The 19,312-nt window shown below is 74.3% G+C and carries 16 protein-coding genes and 1 riboswitch; of the genes, 12 read left to right on the top strand and 4 right to left on the bottom strand.

What is annotated here, in order from left to right; genetic code table 11:
* Nucleotides 1–27 precede the first annotated feature (27 nt).
* Nucleotides 28–2,106, bottom strand: a complete 2,079-nt coding sequence (locus RM479_RS02555) for a primosomal protein N' (RefSeq protein WP_311510085.1) — start codon at nucleotides 2,104–2,106, stop codon at nucleotides 28–30.
* Nucleotides 2,107–2,214: 108 nt separating this feature from the next.
* Here RM479_RS02555 and fmt point away from each other — a divergent pair, with 108 nt between their 5' ends.
* The 10 genes from fmt to RM479_RS02505 all read left to right on the top strand — a co-directional run bounded on the left by fmt (nucleotide 2,215) and on the right by RM479_RS02505 (nucleotide 12,197).
* Complete coding sequence (fmt, locus tag RM479_RS02550) at nucleotides 2,215–3,150, top strand: methionyl-tRNA formyltransferase (protein WP_311510084.1); 936 nt, start codon at nucleotides 2,215–2,217, stop codon at nucleotides 3,148–3,150.
* 71 nt (nucleotides 3,151–3,221) lie between these two features.
* Nucleotides 3,222–4,682, top strand: coding sequence for an RsmB/NOP family class I SAM-dependent RNA methyltransferase (locus tag RM479_RS02545; protein WP_311510083.1), 1,461 nt, complete (start codon nucleotides 3,222–3,224; stop codon nucleotides 4,680–4,682).
* Between the two features lie 244 nt (nucleotides 4,683–4,926).
* On the top strand, nucleotides 4,927–5,595 hold the full coding sequence (gene rpe, locus RM479_RS02540; protein WP_311510082.1) for a ribulose-phosphate 3-epimerase: 669 nt from the start codon (nucleotides 4,927–4,929) through the stop codon (nucleotides 5,593–5,595).
* A gap of 178 nt (nucleotides 5,596–5,773) precedes the next feature.
* Nucleotides 5,774–6,835 carry a phosphatase PAP2 family protein gene (locus RM479_RS02535; protein ID WP_311510081.1) on the top strand — a complete coding sequence of 354 codons (1,062 nt, stop codon included), beginning with the start codon at nucleotides 5,774–5,776 and terminating at the stop codon, nucleotides 6,833–6,835.
* A gap of 73 nt (nucleotides 6,836–6,908) precedes the next feature.
* A riboswitch (FMN riboswitch) is annotated at nucleotides 6,909–7,039 on the top strand.
* Nucleotides 7,040–7,151: 112 nt separating this feature from the next.
* The gene (locus RM479_RS02530; RefSeq protein ID WP_311510080.1) at nucleotides 7,152–7,799 is read left to right on the top strand and encodes a riboflavin synthase; all 648 of its coding nucleotides are present in this window, start codon (nucleotides 7,152–7,154) and stop codon (nucleotides 7,797–7,799) included.
* 58 nt (nucleotides 7,800–7,857) lie between these two features.
* Nucleotides 7,858–9,147, top strand: a complete 1,290-nt coding sequence (locus tag RM479_RS02525; protein ID WP_274807784.1) for a bifunctional 3,4-dihydroxy-2-butanone-4-phosphate synthase/GTP cyclohydrolase II — start codon at nucleotides 7,858–7,860, stop codon at nucleotides 9,145–9,147.
* Nucleotides 9,148–9,180: 33 nt separating this feature from the next.
* Complete coding sequence (gene ribH / locus RM479_RS02520; RefSeq protein ID WP_274807785.1) at nucleotides 9,181–9,654, top strand: 6,7-dimethyl-8-ribityllumazine synthase; 474 nt, start codon at nucleotides 9,181–9,183, stop codon at nucleotides 9,652–9,654.
* Nucleotides 9,655–9,715: 61 nt separating this feature from the next.
* Nucleotides 9,716–10,177, top strand: coding sequence for a PH domain-containing protein (locus RM479_RS02515; RefSeq protein ID WP_311510079.1), 462 nt, complete (start codon nucleotides 9,716–9,718; stop codon nucleotides 10,175–10,177).
* Between the two features lie 134 nt (nucleotides 10,178–10,311).
* Nucleotides 10,312–11,472, top strand: coding sequence for an XdhC family protein (locus tag RM479_RS02510; RefSeq protein ID WP_311510424.1), 1,161 nt, complete (start codon nucleotides 10,312–10,314; stop codon nucleotides 11,470–11,472).
* Between the two features lie 125 nt (nucleotides 11,473–11,597).
* A complete protein-coding gene (locus RM479_RS02505) occupies nucleotides 11,598–12,197 on the top strand; it encodes a nucleotidyltransferase family protein (protein WP_311510078.1) in 600 nt (199 codons plus the stop codon).
* Nucleotides 12,198–12,218: 21 nt separating this feature from the next.
* On the opposite strand, the gene RM479_RS02500 is transcribed toward RM479_RS02505, so the two are convergent.
* Together RM479_RS02500 and RM479_RS02495 are read right to left on the bottom strand one after the other, a co-directional pair.
* Nucleotides 12,219–13,136 (bottom strand): aldose 1-epimerase family protein, encoded by a 918-nt coding sequence (locus tag RM479_RS02500; RefSeq protein ID WP_311510077.1) that lies wholly within the window; start codon nucleotides 13,134–13,136, stop codon nucleotides 12,219–12,221.
* A 215-nt stretch (nucleotides 13,137–13,351) separates the two neighbouring features.
* On the bottom strand, nucleotides 13,352–14,008 hold the full coding sequence (locus RM479_RS02495; protein ID WP_311510076.1) for a DUF998 domain-containing protein: 657 nt from the start codon (nucleotides 14,006–14,008) through the stop codon (nucleotides 13,352–13,354).
* Between the two features lie 151 nt (nucleotides 14,009–14,159).
* Between RM479_RS02495 and RM479_RS02490 the strand changes: the two genes are divergently transcribed.
* Both RM479_RS02490 and RM479_RS02485 read left to right on the top strand, forming a co-directional pair.
* The gene (locus tag RM479_RS02490) at nucleotides 14,160–14,483 is read left to right on the top strand and encodes a YciI family protein (RefSeq protein WP_311510075.1); all 324 of its coding nucleotides are present in this window, start codon (nucleotides 14,160–14,162) and stop codon (nucleotides 14,481–14,483) included.
* Between the two features lie 62 nt (nucleotides 14,484–14,545).
* Nucleotides 14,546–16,537, top strand: a complete 1,992-nt coding sequence (locus tag RM479_RS02485; RefSeq protein WP_311510074.1) for a DUF6596 domain-containing protein — start codon at nucleotides 14,546–14,548, stop codon at nucleotides 16,535–16,537.
* Here RM479_RS02485 and RM479_RS02480 read toward each other — a convergent pair.
* Entirely contained in the window at nucleotides 16,509–19,214 is a 2,706-nt protein-coding gene (locus tag RM479_RS02480; RefSeq protein WP_311510073.1) for a protein kinase domain-containing protein, read from the bottom strand. The two genes, RM479_RS02485 and RM479_RS02480, sit on opposite strands and share 29 nt — an antisense overlap.
* Nucleotides 19,215–19,312: the final 98 nt, after the last annotated feature.

Here is a 19,312-nt window from a genome sequence, read left to right as displayed (position 1 = left end):
GGTCCGACATCGCCCCGGCCTGCGCGCCTAGACGACGTGGAGCGGGTCCACCCGGATCTGGGCGAGGTGCTCCTCGCGGCGGGCGCTGCGCGCGGCCGAGGCCGCCTTCAACACCCGGGCCAGCTCTCCCACCCCCGCGCGCGGCACCCGCAGCAGGGCCCGCTCGGTGGTGTGCGTTCCGCCCGGGCCGGCGGGGCCCTCCACCCGTTCGGGGCCCACCGGGACCGGGCCGAGCAGCTCCACGCCCTCGGGCAGGTCCACCCGGTCCAACAGCTCGCGCACGTGCTCGGGGCCCCCGGTCACCGACGCCATCGACACCGCGGGGGGGAACCCCAGTTCACGTCGGTCGGCCAGCTCGCGTTCGGCGAACCCGCCCGGATCCCACCGCACCAGCGACTGCACCACCGGCGACCGGACATCGGCGCACACCACCACCGTGCCCTCCGGGCGCACCAGGGCTGCCGCGCTCAACCACCGCCGCAACGTCTCCTCGGCCGCCCGCAGGTCCATCCGGTTGAGCAGCGCCCACCCGTCCAGCAGCACCGCCGCCGCGTACCCGCCCTCGGCCACCGGTTCCGCCCCGGGCGTGGCCACCACCAGCGACGGCGCGTCCGGCACCCGCGACAGCACCTCCTCACGGCCCGAGGTGCGCACCGTCAACGACGGGAAGGCCCGGCCCAGCTCCTCCGCGGTGCGTCGGTCGCCCACCACCACGGCCCGCATCCGGGTCACACCGCACTCCGGACACGCCCACGCCCCCGCCACCCGACCGCACCAGCCGCACGAGGGCATCGCGTGCGAACCCCGCACCGCCAACGGTCCCCGGCAGCCGTCGCACCGGGCCGGTTCCCGGCAACCCGCGCAGGCCAGCGTGGTGAGGTACCCCCTCCGGGGCACCTGGAACAGCACCGGACCCGCCCGGGACGCCTCCCGTGCCACCCGCAGGGCCAGACCGGGCAGCCGCGCCGTGCGCGCCGCCCCGTCCCGGGCCAGCTCGCGGTCGTCGCCGGCGGCCCGCACCAGGGGCGCGTGCCGCCGCAGGGTGGCCCGGTCGGCGACGAGCGCCCCCGCCCACCCCGACTCCACCAGCATCTGGGCGTCGGTGGTCCGGGTGTGCCCGCCGATCAGCGCGCCCGCCTCCGCCCGATGGGCGCGCATCGACAGCACCGTGCGCGCGTGCGGGTAGGGGGCGTGCGGGTCGGCGTGCACGTCGTCACCGTCGTCCCACAGCACCACCAGACCCACGTCGCGGACGGGCGCGAACGCCGCCGCCCGGGTCCCGACCACCACCCGTACCCGGTCGCGCAGCACCGACAGCCAGCGCCGATAACGCTCGGAGGGGCCCAGACCGGCGGTGAGCGCCACATGCCGCCCCTCGCCGAGCACCGAGACCAGCGCGGCGTCGACCCGCTCGACGTCGCGCCCGTCGGGCACCACGATCACGCTGCCCCGCCCGGCCGCCAGCGCGGTGCCCGCCGCCACGGCGATCGCCTCGGCCCAGTCGGTCCCCGGCAGCGCGTTCCACACCGCCCGGGGCGCCCGCCCCCCGCGCAGTTCCCCCAGGAAGGCCGGCCCGTCCGGATACTCCGTCCACGGGCCCGCCTCCGGCGCGACGGGCACCGCCCCGGCGGGGTCTCCGGGCTCCTCCTTCTCCGCGCGGGCGTGCCGGGGCGGCACGGCCAGGCGCAGCACGTCGCTGAGGGTGCCCGCGTAACGGTCGGCGACCGCCCGGGACAACCCCAGGATCTCGGGGGTGAGCACCGGCTCGGGGGACACCACCGCGTCCAGGTACGCCAACCGCCCGCCGAACTCCGAGGAGTCCACCCGCTCGACCAGGAAGCCGGTCAGCCTGCGGTTGTTGAACCGCACCCGCACCCGGCACCCCGGCACCGCCGCCTCGTCCATGTCGGCGGGCACCCGGTAGTCGAAGTACCGGTCCAGGTGCGGCAGCGGGGTGTCCACGACCACGCGCGCGATCGGCAGCCGCTCGGCGGACCTGCGCGGGGCCGGGCGGTCGGACCGCTTCTTCTCCTGCTTCCTCTCCGCCGGCGGTTCGGCGGGAAGCTCGAAGAGGACCCCGTCGGGCCCACTGGACTGGGATGTCATCCCCTCTGGTCTACCAGAACCCGGCGACAACGCTCCTGGGACGCCCGGTACGGCTGGTACAACTGGGATCCGCGGCGGTGGGCCGTGGATCCAGGAGGGGGACCCCGCATGAAACTCGTCTTCGCCGGCACGCCCGAGGTGGCCGTTCCGTCCCTGCGAGCGCTGATCGACTCCGACCACGAGGTCGCCGCCGTCGTCACCCGCCCCGACGCCCGGTCCGGGCGCGGGCGCAAGATCACGGCCGGCCCCGTCGCCGAACTCGCGGAGAAGGCGGGCATCGAGGTCCTCAAGCCGCTCAAGGCCGGTGACCCCGACTTCCTGGCCCGCCTCGCCGAGATCGCCCCGGACTGCTGCCCGGTGGTCGCCTACGGCGCCCTGCTGCCCCAGGCCGCCCTCGACATCCCCCGCCACGGCTGGGTCAACCTGCACTTCTCCCTCCTGCCGGCCTGGCGCGGCGCCGCCCCCGTCCAGCACGCGATCCTGCACGGCGACGACGTCACCGGCGCCTCCACGTTCCGGATCGTCAAGGAACTCGACGCCGGTCCCGTCTACGGCACCCTCGCCGAGACCGTCCGCCCCACCGACACCAGCGGCGAACTCCTGGACCGTCTGGCGGTGTCGGGGGCCGGGCTCCTGGCCCGCACCATCGACGGCATCGCCTCGGGCGGGCTTTCCCCCGTCCCCCAGCCCGACGCCGACGTCTCCTACGCCTCCAAGCTGGAGACCGACGACGCCGAGGTCGACTTCACCGCCCCCGCCCTGCGCGTCGACCGACTCGTGCGCGCCTGCACACCCGCCCCGGGCGCGTGGACGACCTTCCGGGGAACCCGCCTCAAGCTCGGTCCGGTCGTGCCCCTCCCCGACGCCGACACACCCGCGCTGGACCCCGGCCGCCTGCACGTCGACAAGAAGCGGGTCATCGTCGGCACCGCCACCCACCCGGTCCGGCTCGGCGAGGTCCGGCCCGAGGGCAAGCGCGCCATGGCCGCCGTCGACTGGGCCCGTGGCGTGCGTCCCACCGAAGACGACCGTTTGGGCGACTGAGCTGCCGTAGGCTCGACCTGGTGGGGCCCGACCCCACCAGGTCACGTCCACGGTCCCAGGAGCAGCACACGTTGAGCGAGCAGTCCCGATCCCCGTACCGCCGACCGCGCCACGGCTCCAGGCCCGGACAGGGCGGGGCCCAGGGCGGCGCGGCGCAGGCCAAGCCCCGCGACCCGGCCCGCCGGGTCGCCTACGACGTCCTGCGCGCGGTCGACCAGCGCGACGCCTACGCCAACCTGCTGCTGCCCGCCCTGCTCAACGAACGCGGCATCTCCGGCCGCGACGCGGCCCTGGCCACCGAGCTGACCTACGGCACCCTGCGCCTCCAGGGCACCTACGACGCCATCATGGAGACCTGCGTGGACCGCACGCTGGCCTCCGTCGACGCCGAGGTCCTCCCGGTGCTGCGGTTGGGCGCCCACCAGCTGCTGTCCACCAAGATCCCGCCGCACGCCGCGGTCAGCGCCACCGTCGACCTGGCCCGCCGGGTGGTGGGCCACCACCGCGCCCGGTTCGCCAACGCCGTCCTGCGCAAGGTCGCCGCCCGCGACCTGGACGCCTGGACCGAGGTCATCGCCCCGGACCGCGCCGTCGACCCCAGCGGATACCTGTCGGTGGTGCACAGTCACCCGCGCTGGGTCGTCAAGGAGCTGGCCCGCGCCCTGGGCGAGCGGTCCTCGACCGGGTTGGTGGAGACCGAGCGCCTGCTGGTGGCCCACAACGAGCGCCCCAAGGTGACGCTGATGGCCAAGCCCGGCCGGGCCACCGTCGCCGACCTGGTCGCGGTGGGCGCCGAGCCCACGCCCTACTCTCCCTTCGGCGCGCAGCTGCCGGAGGGCGATCCGGGGACGATCCGCGAGATCCGACAGGGCCGCGCCGCCGTGCAGGACGAGGCCAGCCAGTTGGTGGCGCTCGCCCTGACCAGGGTCGACGTCCACGGCCGCGACGAACTGTGGCTGGACATGTGCGCGGGTCCCGGCGGCAAGGCGGGGCTGCTCGCCTCGCTGGCCGGCAAAGGGGAGGCGCGCCTGGTGGCCTCGGAGGTGCAGCCGGCCCGCGCCGGGCTGGTCGCCCGGGCGGTGCACCGCGCCCCGCGCGACGCCGGGCGCGCGATCGCCGCGGACGGCACCCGTCCAGCCTGGAGGCCGGGCGTGTTCGACCGGGTCCTGGTGGACGCCCCCTGCACGGGGCTGGGCGCCCTGCGCCGCCGCCCCGAGTCGCGGTGGCGGCGCACCGAGAACTCCGCCGCCGACCTGGCCCCGCTCCAGCACGACCTGCTCGTGAACGCCGTGGAGGCGGTCCGGCCCGGCGGCGTGGTGGCGTACGTGACGTGCTCTCCCCACCTGGACGAGACCGACGGCGTCGTGCGCCGGGTGCTGGCCGAACGCGACGACCTCACCCTGCTGCGGGCCGCCGACCTCTTGGACGGGGTGCCCGACCTGGCCGCCGGCGAGGACGGCCGGTACGTGCAGTTCTGGCCGCACCGGCACGGCACCGACGCCATGTTCCTGGCCCTGCTGCGCCGCTCCTGAGTCGCGTCCCCTGTCGCCGCCGGTCCTCCGGGACCGGCGGCCGGACCCTCGGGCCGTCCCGGTCGTGTCCCTCCGCGGGGCGCGAGGACCGGGGACGGCGATGCGTCAGCATCGTAAAAACGGACAAATCATGATCTACATTGTCAAGCTGGTGCTTTGTGATGAGATCACACCAGGTCCGGACGCCCGCGTCGACACGAGGTCCTCTCACGGACCCGTCCGACGTCTGACTACACTGCCAGGCGTGGCAATCCAGATCTCACCCAGCATCCTCAGCGCCGACTTCGCGCGCCTCGCCGACGAAGCCGCCGCCGTTCCCAACGCCGACTGGCTGCACGTCGACGTCATGGACGGACACTTCGTCCCCAACCTCACCCTCGGCCTGCCCATCGTCGAGTCCCTGCTCAAGGCGACCGACACCCCCGTGGACTGCCACCTCATGATCGAGGACCCCGACCGGTGGGCCCCCGCCTACGCCGAGGCGGGCGCGGGCAGCGTCACCGTCCACGCCAAGGCCGCCAACGCCCCCGTGCGCACCCTGCGCGAGATCCGCCGCCTGGGCGCCCGCGCCGGACTGGCCCTCAACCCCGCGGAGCCCGTCGAGCCCTACGCCGACCTCGTCGGCGAGATGGACATGCTCCTGCTCATGACCGTCGAACCCGGGTTCGGCGGACAGCGGTTCCTCGACCTGGTCCTGCCCAAGATCCGCCGCGCCCGCGCCATCCTCGACAGCCGTGAGGCCTCCGTCTGGCTCCAGGTGGACGGCGGGGTCGGCACCGAGACCATCGAACGCGCCGCCGAGGCCGGGGCCGACGTCTTCGTCGCCGGTTCGGCCGTCTACGGCGCACAGGACCCGGCCAAGGCCATCGAGGTCCTGCGTTCCCAGGCGACCGAGGCCTCCGGACGCGCATAACGATCCCGGTGTGACATCGGCGTGCGGCTGGTCACGTCGGCGCCCCACCCTCTAGGCTGGCGCACCGTAGTCGTCGATTTCGCTTGGTCGCGGCTCCGTCTTCCCCTGGCGCCCGCGCCCTCGGGGGAGCGGCGCGGCGTGAGCGCGTTGCCAAGCGCGGACACGTGGAGTGCGCGCCGTGAACGCTCGAACGGCCGGAGACCCGGCCATGGACGTGCTGTGGGAGGCCGAGACCGCCCCCATCGAATGGCTCCAGGGCCTGGGGGACCGGCTCGTGGGGCCCATGGCCGTCGTCACCGAACTCGGTTCCCAGACCTTCGTCATCGCCCTGCTCGCCCTGATCTTCTGGTCCGTGAACTCCGGGCTGGGCGCCCGCCTGTTCGTCCTGGCCGTGGGCACGGGCGTTCTCAACCACCTGCTCAAGGGCTTCGTGTACGGTGCCCGGCCCTCCTGGTACAGCGCGCAGATCGCCCAGCACGCCACCGAGTCCAGTTTCGGGATGCCCTCCGGCCACGCCCAGGGCTCCACGGTCCTGTGGGGTTACCTGGGGGTCGCCTCCGGTCGGCGCGCCCTCCTGTGGGCGGCGATCGGGCTCATCGCGCTCATCTGCCTGTCCCGCGTGTACCTGGGCGTCCACTTCATCAGCGACATCGTGGTGGGGGTCCTGCTCGGGGTCGCCACCCTCCGGGCGTTCCTGCGCTGGGAGGACCGGGTGCTGGCCTGGTGGCGGCGGCTGGACACCGTCCGCTGGGTCGCCGTCGCGGCGGCCGTGTCCCTGACCCCCTGCCTGATCGGTGCCGCGTGGCGGTACCTGGCGCGCGACGGCTGGGAGCCGCCGGCGGAGTGGATCGGCGCGACCCCGCTGGATCCGGCCGGGTACACCCTGGCCGGCCTCTTCGGCCTCTCCGGGGCGCTGCTCGGCGGGCTGGTGGGCTTCACCCTGCTGGACCGGCGCGGCTGGTACAGCGCCGAGGGTCCGCTGTCGGCGAGGGCGGCCCGGTTCGTCCTGGGCATCTCCGTGGTGGTGAGCGTGCTCGTGTTCACCGACCTGGTGTTCGTGTCGGTGACGGGGCCCACCGAGGCCCTCCTGGCATTCCTCACCTACGTGGTCGTCGCGTTCTGGGCGTCCTTCGGCGCGCCGGAGCTGTTCCTGCGCAGCGGCCTGGCGCGGCGCCCGTCCTCCCCTCGGGACCAGGGGGAACAGGCCGAGGACCGGGCCGACGGCGTGCCCGGCGCATGATCCCGGTCACACGCACTATGCGCTCGTGCTACCGCGGAGTTAAGATCGGGGTCGTCTCAGACATCAGTTGAGAATGCGTGCTCCGGGGTCGGTGAAAGTCCGAACCGGCGGTGACAGTCCGCGACCCGGCCGAGTCCATCGGCCGGTTGAACCGGTGGAATTCCGGTACCGACGGTTAAAGTCCGGATGGGAGGCAGCACGCGTCGGGACGGTCTGTTCGCCGTGGCGCGCCATGCCCACGGCCGCTCACCGATCCGCCGTGGACGCACGTTCCGCACACGCCCCGGAGCCCTGTCAGGCGAGGGAAGGCGAAGGCGTGTTCACAGGAATCGTGGAAGAGCTCGGCGAGGTCGTCTCCATCGAACCCGCGGGTCCCGAGGGCGAGGCCGCCCTGCTCACCCTGCGCGGCCCCCTGGTCTCCTCCGACGCCGGTCACGGCGACTCCATCTCGGTCAACGGCGTGTGCCTGACCGTCGTCGACCGCGGCGCGGGGACCTTCAGCGCCGACGTGATGAAGGAGTCCCTGGACCGCTCCTCCCTCGGCTCCCTGACCCCCGGCGCCCCGGTCAACCTCGAACGCGCCGCCCGTGTCGACTCCCGCCTGGGCGGACACATCGTCCAGGGCCACGTGGACGGCACCGCCCGCCTCCTGTCCCGGAATCCGGGCGACAACTGGGACGTTCTACGGTTCGACCTGCCCGACGCGCTGTCCCGCTACGTGGTCGAGAAGGGGTCGATCACCGTCGACGGCACCAGCCTGACCGTGTCCGCGGTCAGCGAGCCCGGCGCGACCGCCGGGTACTTCGAGGTCAGCCTCATCCCGGAGACCCTGCGCGCCACCACCCTGGGCGGTCTGCCCCTCGGCGCCACCGTCAACATCGAGGTCGACGTGATCGCCAAGTACGTCGAGCGCATCACCGCCGTCGCGAACGCCCGCGTCCAGCCCCGCGGGCCCCGGGGCTGACCCCGCGGGGGCCGCCACCCACCCGTACCACCCGTACCCATCGACCACTGGAGCGGTAATGACCGTCACCGACACCACCCCGGCCGCGACCCATGACGAGCGGCCGGTGTTCCTCGACCCGATCGAGGACGCCATCGCCGATTTCGCCGCCGGTCGCGCCATCGTGGTGGTGGACGACGAGGACCGTGAGAACGAGGGCGACATCATCTTCGCCGCCGAACTCGCCACCCCCGAGCTGCTGGCGTTCATGATCCGCTACACCTCCGGTGTGGTGTGCGTGCCCATGGAGGGCCCGGACCTGGACCGGCTCGACCTGCCGCTGATGACGGCCCGCAACGAGGAGAGCCTGCGCACCGCCTACACGGTGACGGTGGACGCCCGCCAGGGCGTCAGCACGGGCATCTCCGCCGCCGACCGGGCGCGCACGATCCGCCTGCTGTCCTCCGCCGAGAGCCGCCCCACCGATTTCGTGCGCCCCGGGCACATCCTGCCCCTGCGCGCCCGGCCGGGCGGCGTGCTGGCCCGTCGGGGCCACACCGAGGCCTCCGTCGACTTCGCCCGGCTGGCCGGACTGCGGCCCGCCGGGGTGCTGGCCGAGGTGGTCGAGGACGACGGCACCATGGCCCGGCTGCCCCGGCTGCGCGAGTTCGCCGACGAGCACGGTCTGAAGCTGGTGTCGGTGGAACAGCTGGCCGCCCACCGGCTGGCGCTGGGGGAGTCCCTCTCCGAGGAGGACGCCCACCCGCCGCTGGTGACCCGGCTGGTGGAGACCCGGATGCCCAACCGGTACGGGCAGTGGCGCGCGGTCGGGTTCAAGGGCACGGCCGACGGCGCCGAGCACATGGCCCTGGTCATGGGCGACCTGGGCGACGGCACGGACGTGCTGGTGCGGCTGCACTCGGAGTGCCTGACCGGCGACGCGTTCGGCTCCCACCGGTGCGACTGCGGGCCGCAGCTCGACGCGGCCATGGCCGACATCGCCCGCGAGGGGCGCGGTGTGCTCGTCTACCTGGGCGGCCACGAGGGCCGGGGCATCGGGCTGCTGCACAAGCTCCGCGCCTACGCCCTCCAGGACGAGGGGGTGGACACCGTCGACGCCAACCTGCGGCTGGGGCTGCCCGCCGACGCCCGCGAGTTCGGTGCGGGCGCCCGGATCCTCACCGACCTGGGCGTCTCCTCGGTGCGCCTGCTGTCCAACAACCCCGACAAGGCGCAGGGCCTGGAGCGGCACGGGGTCCGGGTCACGGAGCGGATCCCCACGCCGGCGTTCCTCACCGACGACAACATCGCCTACCTGCGCACCAAGCGCGACCGGATGGGTCACGACCTGTCCGGTGTCACCGACTGAACCACGAGCACGAGACGACGGGAAGTAGCGACGATGAGCGGTGAAGGACGTCCCGAGGAGCTGGGCCTGGACGCCTCCGGCATGTCGGTGGGCATCGTGGTGACCCGCTGGAACGCCCCGATCGTGGAGCCGATGCTGGCCAACGCCCTGGACGTGGTGAAGTCCTCGGGCGCCGCCGAACCGGTGGTGGTTCGGGTGGCGGGGGCCGTGGAGATCCCGGTGGTGGCGCAGGAACTCGCCCGCCGGCACGACGCGGTGATCGCGCTGGGCGCGGTCATCCGGGGCGGGACCCCGCACTTCGACTACGTGTGCCAGTCGGTGACGCAGGGCCTCACCGAGGTGGCGTTGCGCCAGTCCACCCCCGTGGGCAACGGTGTCCTGACCTGTGACACCCTGGAACAGGCGCGGGACCGCGCCGGCCTGCCGGGCAGCGTCGAGAACAAGGGCGCGGAGGCGGCCGAGGCCGCGTTGGACGCCGCGGTGGTCCTGCGCGGACTGCGGAGCTGAATTCGGGTCGCGGGGGCGACCCCGGGAGTGGAGCGAACGGGTGCGGACGAGGGAACAGACCGTGGACGATACGTCGGAACGGCCGGCACTGCCCCGGACCTGGCGTCCTCGGGTGGTGCGAGTGGTCGCCTACGGCCTGGGGCTGTTGATCGTCGCCACGATGGCGGTCCTGGCGGTGATCCTGCCGGGGGACTGGCGGTTCATGGACCGGGTCATGCTCGTGGGTCTGGGCGTGGCGATCGCCGCCGGGCTGCACCTGTTGGCCCGGCCCCGGCTGGTGGCCACCGAGGAGACCGTCACGGTCGTGAACGGCATCCGCACCCACGTGCTGTGGTGGGCGGAGATCGTGGACGTGCGGATGCCCGAGGGGGAGCCGTGGCCGTCCGTGGACCTGTCCGACGGCACCACGTTGGCGGTGATGGGCATCCAGAGCGCCGACGGCGACCGGGGCCGGGCGGCCCTGGAGGAGTTCCGTCTGCTGCTGCGCGAGCGGGGCGAGGCCGCGGAGCCGGGCCGGGACTGACACCTCCTCGTAGGAAGCTCCAACGGGAGCCCTCGTTTCTTGATGGAACGAGGGCTCCCGTCGTGCGGTGCGGGGCACATACCTTGGTAGCGATGACCACAGGTGTGTCGAGGGAGTCGGGAACGGGGTGGCAGGTGCGCGATATCCGAGCGGCCGTGTCGGAGCTGTACGCCTCCGGGGAGACGTTCGCCGTGGCGACGGTGATCGACACCTTCAAGAGCGCGCCGCGCCCCGCCGGTGCGGCGATGGCGGTGAGCGCGTCGGGCGAGGTGTTCGGGAGCCTGTCGGGCGGCTGCGTGGAGGGCGCGGTCCACGAGGAGGCGATGGAGGTGATCCGCACCGGGGTGCCGGTGCGCCGGACCTACGGGGTCGCCGATGAGGACGCCTTCGGTGTGGGCCTGACCTGCGGTGGCACCCTGCACGTGTTCGTCGAGCCGGTGGACCGCGCGCGGTATCCCCGGCTGGGCGCGGTGCTGGGGGCGATCGACGAGCACCAGCCGGTGGCGGTGGCCACGGTGGTGTCGGACCCGTCGGACGCCGACCGGGTCGGTCGGCGGCGGATCGTGTGGCCGTCCGACGCCGAGGGGGACGTGGGCGGTGCCCGGCTGACCGACGCCCTCGACGACGATGTGCGCGGGATGTCGGCGCAGGGCGGTACCGGCCTGCTGCGCTACGGGGTGGACGGGCAGCGGCGCGGTGACGAGCTGGAGGTGTTCGTGCAGTCGTTCGCGCCGCCGCCGCGGATGCTGGTGTTCGGCGCGATCGACTTCGCGGCGGCCGTCGCCGAACTCGGCGCGTACCTGGGGTACCGGGTGACGGTGTGCGACGCCCGTCCGGTGTTCGCCACGGCCAGGCGGTTCCCCGCCGCCGAGGAGGTGGTGGTCAAGTGGCCGCACGTGTACCTGGACGAGGTGGCCGACCGGATCGATGAGCGCACGGCGATCTGTGTGCTGACCCACGATCCCAAGTTCGACGTGCCGGTGTTGACGGCGGCGTTGCGGACCCGGGCCGGGTACATCGGCGCGATGGGGTCGCGGCGTACGCACGACGACCGGATGGCCCGGCTGCGCGAGGCGGGTGTGGGCGAGGAGGACCTGGCGCGGCTGCATTCGCCGATCGGTCTGGACCTGGGGGCGCGGACCCCGGAGGAGACGGCGGTGTCGATCGCGGCCGAACTGGTGCGGACCCGGTGGGGCGGGAGCGGTCGCGCGCTGCGCGAGACCACGGGTCGGATCCACCGGGACGTCCCCGTGGAACCCTTTGTTCCGGCCGGATTCGGTCACGTCAACAGGTGAACCGAAAATTCGGTTCGGGTGAAACCGCAGGTCATGGCGGTCTCATCGGTCGGGCCCGGGAATCACTTCGGACCCTGTGCCCGAGGTGGCCGGTACGGAGAGGCCGCGCATGGCATCATCGCGGCATGGGAAGCGGGGACGGGGAACACGGCCGGGTCGCGGGCCTGTTGTTGGCGGCCGGTGCCGGAAGCAGGTTGGGCCGGCCCAAGGCGCTGGTCGAGGTGGGCGGTGAACGCCTGGTCGATCGGGGGGTCCGCACCCTGCGCCTGGGGGGTTGCGAACCCGTTCTGGCGGTGTTGGGGGCGGCGGACACGACGGTCCCCGACGCCTGGACGGTGTTCAACCCCGACTGGGCCTCGGGGATGGGTTCGTCCGTACGGGTGGGCATCGACGCCCTGCCCGACGGGGTCGACGCGGTCCTGATCTCCCTGGCCGATCAGCCCCTGGTCACCCCCGAGGCGGTGGCCCGCCTGGTCGCGGCGCACGCCGAGGGCGCCCGTGCGGCGGTGGCCACCTATCGGGGCAACCAGCGCAACCCGGTGCTCATCGGGCGCGAGCACTGGTCGACGGTGCACGCCATGGCGGTGGACGATGTGGGGGCGCGCCCGTTCCTGCGCGCCTACTCGCACGTGGTCACGGCGGTGGCCTGCGACGACGTCGCCAGCCCCGAGGACATCGACACGGTGGAGGACCTGGCCCGCCTCAGCGACCTGCTGAGCCGCTGAGGCCGGGGACCGGACGGCCCCTCAGGCCGCCGGTGCGGCGGTGATGCCGAAGACGTGCCGGCTGTCGGCGCCGGGCGCCAGCACGATGAGGCCGTCCCCGCTGACGAACGCGTCGGGCGGGCAGGTCATCGGTTCGACCGCCAGGTGGGCGCGGTGGTCGGCGCCGCCGAGGGTGTCGGAGCTGAACAGCTGGAGGTACCCGAAGCTCGCGTCGCACCACACCGACACCCGGTACCGGGGGCCGTCCACGTGGGTCCACGCCCGCCCGTCGGCGTCGCGCCCGCCGATGGTGAAGGCGGTGTCGAGCACGGTGTCGCCCAGGCCCCGGCCGGGCGGACCGAAGTCCAGGTCGGTGTCGGCCACCGGGAGGGGGTCCCCGACGGGCAGCAGCCGGTCGTCGGTCGGCAGGTACCGGTCGACGGGGGCGCTCAGGGTGAGCGCGTCGCGGGCGGCCAGCCCTCCCACGGGTTCGCCCAGGGCCAGGTAGGGGTGGAAACCCAGCCCGAACGGTGCGGGGGAGTCCCCGGTGTTGCGTGCGACGGTGGTGACGGTGAGGCCGTCCTCGCCCAACCGGTAGGTCAGCTCTATGGCCAGCGTGAACGGGTACCCGGGGGTGGCGGGCAGGGCCAGGTGCAGGTCGACGGAGTCCTCGGTGACCCGGACCGGGTCCCACGGCCGGTCATGGACCAGTCCGTGGATGGCGGCCCCGGTGGCGGGGTCGTTGACGTCGAGCCGGTACTCGGCTCCGTCGAACCGGTAGCGGCCCTCGCCGATCCTGTTGGGCCAGGGGGCGAGCACCTGCCCCTGGAACGCGGTGGGCGTCCCGGTGTAGGGCCACACCAGGTCGTCGTCCCGCCAGGTGAGCGCCTGGATCGCGGCCCCCGTGGTCGCGATGCGGGCACGGAACCCCCCCGAGCGCAGTTCGATGGTCTCTCCCACGTGCGGCCTCTCCACGGTCCTCGCCCGATCCCCACCACGGTCCGGCCCGCTGCCGAACCGGGAGATCATAGCCCACCGGCCCCGTTCGGCAGGGGCGAACGGGGCCGGTGGGAGGGGGATCACGCCGGGGGACGCGCCGCCCGCCGGACCGTTCGGCGATCGCCTCGGGGTCGACCTCCCCGGGGGCGGGACCCGGCCCGGTCGGGCGGGTGGCGTCAGGCGGTGCGCAGGTGGTGGGCGGCGACGGCGGAGACCCACAGCATCGCGGTGATCGCGCCGACGGCCAGGGTCAGCGAGCCGAGGGCGCCGCCGGCCATCGCCCAGCCGTCGCCCAGGAGCAGGGCGGTGCCGGCGATCACGGAGAGCACGCTGCGGGCGCGGTCGCCGGTGCGGGCGAAGCGGCGGGCCAGGACGTAACAGACGGCGATCAGCGCGATGAAGGTGAGCGAACCCGCGGCCATGTGGGCGAAGGACGTCCATCCCAGCGCGGTGGGCGTTCCCTCGGGGGTGCCGACGGGGAACCCGTCGGCCGGTTCCATGACGAACGCGCCGGCGGCGATCATCCCGATGCCGTAGGTCGCGACGAGCCGGGGCGCCCAGACGCCGCCCGGGGCGCCGGCCAGGGCCCGGCGCAGCCCGATCGCCCCGGCGACGGCCAGGACTCCGGCGACCGCGAAGTTCGCGATCTGGAGCCAACCGAGGTCGCCGTTGCTCAGCGCGCTGAGCGGGTGGCGGGTGAGGTCGAAGCCCTCCCTGCCGACCACCTGGGCCAGGGAGACGCCGGCCCACAGCGGGCCGGCGACGACGGCGCAGGCGAGCAGCGCACGGGTGCCCGGGCGGGCGGTGGCGGTGGGGGTCGGGTCGGTGATCATGATCGGTGTCCTTCCGGGGCGGTGTCCTTCTCACCCCCACGTCGAACCGGAGACGTGACAGGGAACGCCGGCGTTCCCTGTCACGTCTCCCGAACGACGTGTAGGTGTTCGCGGCCGATGCGCGAGGCGCACGAGAAACGAGGAGCACCCCATGCGATTCCTGATGCTGAGCCGACCCGAGGAGAACGCCCGTACCGACGAGGGCCTGTACGTGGAGATGGCGGCGTTCGTGGAGGAACTCACGGCCGCCGGGGTCCTGGTGGCCACCGGTGGTCTGGAGCCCGGCGGGGTCCGGGTCGCCTCCCACGGGGACGAGATCACCGTCACCGACGGCCCCTTCACCGAGAGCAAGGAGGCCGTGGCCGGGTTCGCGCTGATCGACGTCGCCACCGAGGAGGAGGCACTGGAGCTGGCCCGCCGGTTCCGTCGGATCGTCGGTGACGGCGAGAGCGTCATCCGGCGGGTCTTCTCCTGACCACCCCGCACCACACCGCCCCGGGTTGCGTTCGCGCCCGGGGCGGTGCTGTCATCGAGGGTGTGAACGAAGTGCACGACGTCGTCGACGCCGTCTGGAAGGCCGAGTCGGCGCGGATCGTCGCCGCGCTCACCCGCGTCGTGCGCGACCTCGGCACCGCCGAGGAGTGCGCCCAGGACGCCCTGGTCGACGCGCTGCGACAGTGGCCGCACGAGGGGGTGCCCGACAACCCCGCCGCCTGGATCACCACCGCCGCCAAACGCCGCGCCCTGGACCGTATCCGCCGCGAACAGCGCCTGGAACGCGAACACGAGCGCATCGCCCACGACCTCGAACGGGCGGCCCCGGAGGAGGCGGGCGGGCCGGGCGGGGAACCCGAGGACGTGCTGCGGCTGCTCTTCCTGACCTGCCACCCGGAGCTGTCGGTCGGCGAACGCGTCGCCCTCACCCTGCGCCTGGTCACCGGTCTGACCGACAACGAGATCGGGCGTGCCCTGCTCACCCCCGAGCGCGACATCGCCCGGCGGATCGCCTCGGCCAAGCGCACGCTCGCCGAACGCGGCGCCGCCCTGGAACCTCCCGGGCCTGAGGAGGTCGCCGACCGTCTGCCCGCCGTCCTGGACGTGATCTCCCTGGTCTTCAACGAGGGCCATACGGCCACCGCCGGACCCGGACTGATGCGGCCCCGCTTGTGCGCGGAGGCGTTGCGCACCGGCCGGATGCTCGCCGCACTGGTCCCGGACCGGGCCGAGGCGCACGCCCTGGTCGCCCTGATGGAACTCCAACGGTCGCGATCGGCCGCCCGTATCGGCCCCTCGGGCGAACCACTGCGACTGCACGAACAGGACCGGAGCCGGTGGGACCGGGAGGGCGTCCGACGCGGCTTCGCCGCGATGCTGCGCGCCCGCGACGCGGGCGGCCCGCCCGGCCCCTACACGCTCCAGGCCGCCATCGCGGTCTGTCACGCGCGGGCGCCCGACGCCGAGGCCACCGACTGGGGGCGGATCGCCCTCCTGTACGACCGGTTGGCGGACCTGACCCCGACCCCCGTGGTGCTGCTCAACCGGGCGGTGGCGGTGGGCTTCGCGCACGGCCCCGAGCGGGGGCTGGAGTCGGTGGAGGCGGTGGCGGCGGAGCCCGCGCTGCGCGACTACCACCTGCTGCCGAGCGTGCGCGGGGACCTGTTGGCGCGATCGGGGCGTCCCGCCGAGGCGAGGGTCGAGTTCGAGCGTGCCGCCGCCCTCACCGACAACAGCGCCGAACACGCCTTCCTGCTGCGTCGGGCCGCAGACCTGTCGGCCGCCCCGACCGGCCCCCTCCTGGGGGAGACCGTGCGCGCCTTCCTCGCCCGCGACGACCTGGGGGAGCAGGCCGCCCGCTCCTACGGGCGGACCCTGCACCGGCTGTGCCGGTCCCTGGGGGAGGGGCTGCCCCTGACCGATCTGACCGCCGAGCGGGTGGCCGGGGTGTTCGCGGCGGCCTGGGGCGGGGCCGCCGCCCGTACCTGGAACCGGCACCGGTCGGCGGTGCGGTCGTTCGCCGCCCGGATGGACCTGGCGGGGATCGACGCGGCGTTGGAGCGGAGGGCCGAACCCGCGACCGCGCCCGCGGAGATCGACCCGGGCGCGGTGCGCGCCCTGTGCGAGGGGGAGGGCGCGTCGGTGCGCGAGCGCGTCCTGTGGTGTCTGCTCAGCGAGTCCGGTGTCCCGGCGCGCACCGCCCTGGCCCTGAACGTCGAGGAACTGGACCTCGACGACCGTTCGGCCGTGGTCGAGGGTGCCCTGGTGACCTGGCGTTCGGGCACCGCCCGGCTCCTGCCGGACCTGGTCGGAGACCGCACGCGCGGCCCGTTGTTCCTGTCCGACCGTCGCCCCGGTCCGGCCCGCACCCCCGGGGCGGAGGACCTGTGCCCGGACACGGGGCGGCGGCGGCTGTCCTACGAGCGCGCCGAGCGCCTGTTCGCGCTGGCCTCCCGCGCGGTGGACCCGCACGGGAGGGGAGGGACCCTGGGCCTTCTGTCGGGGATCAGCCGAGCAGGCCGTCGAGGGGGATGAGCACACCCGAGCCGAGCATCAACAGCCCGGTGGACGACAGGACCACCAGCATGAACACCGATCCGACCACGGCCAGGCGGGACGCGGCCAGGCGGCGTCGCGCCCGGGAGGCGGCCCTCGTGCTCGCCGCGGTGCGTCCCAGCACGATGAGCCCGATGGAGGTCAGCACCGGCAACCACCAGGCGGCGCCCGTGTCGCCGGGCAACAGGCCGGTGACCGCTCCGGTGAACTCCGACAGCGACCCCAGGATCGGGCCCCGGGAGCCCTCCACCAGGCCGGTGTAGGCGTCGGTGACGAACGCGCTCTCGGGATAGAAGCCGTCCGCCGGGCGCAATGCCCGCCCCAACCCGTCGACGAGCCCGAGCAGGGCCGCCGGGTAGGCGAAGCGGCGGCACCGGCCCGCCGTCATCGCCTTCTGTATCTGCCTCATGGTGCGCTGGACACGACGGGAGGCGCGGTCCCGCGCCCGCTGGGAACCCTCGGGCCCGGCCTGGTCGGGCCGGTTCGGGTCCGGTGCGGCGCCCCACCCTCCCCACGGGGGCCGACGGGCGGCGTGCTGCGGTGCGGTGCCGCCGATCGCCGGATCGTCGCCGGTGGCGGCCTCGGCCCGGCGGCGACGGGTGTCGGCCATCCGGGTGCGGGTCTCGTCCCAGCGTTCCCGGGCCGAACCGGTCAGGGCCGCCCACCGGTCCTGGCGGCGGGCGCGTCCGTCGGCGCGTTCGCGGTCGGCGATGGAACCGCCGATGCGGACGGCCTCGGGCAGCAGGAGCACGGCGGTGAGCAGGGCGGCGCGCGAGGCCAGCGGGTCGGTGCCGCCCTCGCGCAGGCCGGTGCGGCGCTGTTCGGTCCACCAGGGGGCGTGCGGCGCGGTGCTGCGCTGGGCGGGATGCCAGGACTGGCGGCGCACCAGGGCGCGGTGCCGGGAGGCGATCTCGGGGTCCAGGACCAGTTCCACGGCGCGCGCCCAGGTGGTGTCGATCTCGTGGGCGGCGGGGTGGTCCGGCCGGTCGCCGCCGCCCCCGGTGATCCGGTCGAGGCTCTCGGTGACCCGCCCCATGAGCAGGGGGACCTCGTGCTGGACGCGTTCCAGGAGCACACAGCGCCCCGACCCGTCGGTGCGGCAGCCCGGGTGGGGGCACCAGTGCTGGGCGGCCAGCCCCACCGCACCCGATTCCACGGCCTCGCGCACCACGGCGTGCCGGCTGGCCTCGCCGGTGGCCAGTTCCAGCAGGCCGTCGGCGCTGATCTCGTGACCGTGGAAGCGCGGCGGCATGCCCGGGACGTACCGGGCGGCCAGGGCGCTGATGGCGATGTGGGCGCGTTCGGGGTGGCCTTCGAGGCCGGTGAGGTAGGCGCGGTCGAAGGTGTGGTCCTTGACCTCGCGGTCCAGCCAGGTGCGCAGCTCCGACCAGTGGGTGCGCAGCCACAGGGCGCCGGTGTCGGACCGGTCGAGGAGGTCGAAGGCGAGACTGGGCGGGTCCTCGTGGGAGGCGCCGGCGAACACGATGGGGCGCAGGCGCCGGGCGGTGCGGATCGCGGGGCGTTCCCCGGCCAACCACTGGGAGACCTCGGCGTGCCCCCAGCGGGCGGAGGGGGAGGGGGCGAGCAGACCGCGTACCAGCAGCCGCCAGTGCTCGTCGGCGACGGCGGAGATGTCCACCTCGGTGTTGCGGGCGGTGAGCCAGTTGCCGCCGCGGTCGGGGCGGCGTCCGGTGACCAGTTCGTGGGCCATCACGCCCAGGGCCCACCAGGCGCCGGGGGCCTCGCGGCGACCCTCCACGACCTCGGGGGCGGCGTAGTCCTCGGTGATGGCCAGCCCGCCGTAGACACGGCTCATGGTGGCGCGGACGGCGCCGCCGAAGTCGGTGAGCGCGAGCACCGGCGGATCCAGGGAGCGCACCAGCAGGTTCTCGGGTTTGACGTCGGTGTGGTTGTGCTGGAGGTCGTCCTGCCAGTGGCGGAGGCACTCGGCGACGGCGGAGACGACGGCGCGGGCCCGGGCCTCGTCCACGGGGGCCCCGTCGATGACGGTGCGCAGGGTGCCGTGGGCGAAGTACTCCTGGGCCTCCCAGGCCAGGGCCTCGTCCCAGGAGCTGGTGGCGTGACCGTAGCCGTGGATCGCCGGGGTGTGCGGTGAGGCGGTGCCGCGGGCGCGCAGCCGGTCCAGGAGCTCCCGGTTGATGTCGTGGCCGGGTCGGTACACCTTCAGCGCCAGGCGGCGGCCGGGGGAGTCGGCGGGCTCGACGAGGTAGACGACGGCCTCGCCGCCCGCGCCGATGCGGTCCAGCACCTGGTAGCGGCGGCGCAGTTCGGCGGGGACGGCGTAGTCCAGGTCGCTGGCGGGGCCGACGACGACCCGGGAGACGAGTCGGGCCATCCAGTCCAGGAGCGGCCCGAACAGGGAACGCCACCAGGGGGCGTCCTCGCCGCCGCCCGGGGCCCCGGTCCCGCGGGACCGGGCGGCGGGCGACGCGGTCCGCTCGACCCTGGTGGCCCGGGGCGGCGACCCGGGGTCCGCGACCCGGGTGGGCGGTGTCCCGTCGCGGGTGGATCCGGGGCGCAGCACACGGGTGACCCACCGCGTGGCCCCTGGTGAGGGTCCCGCCTGGGCGGTGGGCGCGGTGGGTTCGATCCGTTGCGTCGGCGCGTTGTCGTCACCGGTGTGGGGCGTGACCATGGAGGTCGGTGCCGTCCTTCGGTTGCGTGGGTGTCTGGACGTCCGTGGGATCGGCGGACCGTCTGGGCCGGGTGTCCCCGCGGCGCCGTGCGGCGACC

It is taken from the genome of Nocardiopsis lambiniae (assembly GCF_031845465.1).
Taxonomy (GTDB): Bacteria; Actinomycetota; Actinomycetes; order Streptosporangiales; family Streptosporangiaceae; genus Nocardiopsis; species Nocardiopsis lambiniae.
This window is presented reverse-complemented; position numbering and strand designations above follow the sequence as displayed.

Excerpts from the sequence above, each read along its gene's own strand:
- RM479_RS02555 (WP_311510085.1), bottom strand. The coding sequence starts at position 2,106 with ATGACATCCCAGTCCAGTGGGCCCGACGGGGTCCTCTTCGAGCTTCCC.
- fmt (WP_311510084.1), top strand. The coding sequence starts at position 2,215 with ATGAAACTCGTCTTCGCCGGCACGCCCGAGGTGGCCGTTCCGTCCCTG.
- RM479_RS02525 (WP_274807784.1), top strand. The coding sequence starts at position 7,858 with ATGACCGTCACCGACACCACCCCGGCCGCGACCCATGACGAGCGGCCG.
- ribH (WP_274807785.1), top strand. The coding sequence starts at position 9,181 with ATGAGCGGTGAAGGACGTCCCGAGGAGCTGGGCCTGGACGCCTCCGGC.
- RM479_RS02505 (WP_311510078.1), top strand. The coding sequence starts at position 11,598 with ATGGGAAGCGGGGACGGGGAACACGGCCGGGTCGCGGGCCTGTTGTTG.
- RM479_RS02495 (WP_311510076.1), bottom strand. The coding sequence starts at position 14,008 with ATGATCACCGACCCGACCCCCACCGCCACCGCCCGCCCGGGCACCCGT.
- RM479_RS02490 (WP_311510075.1), top strand. The coding sequence starts at position 14,160 with ATGCGATTCCTGATGCTGAGCCGACCCGAGGAGAACGCCCGTACCGAC.
- RM479_RS02480 (WP_311510073.1), bottom strand. The coding sequence starts at position 19,214 with ATGGTCACGCCCCACACCGGTGACGACAACGCGCCGACGCAACGGATC.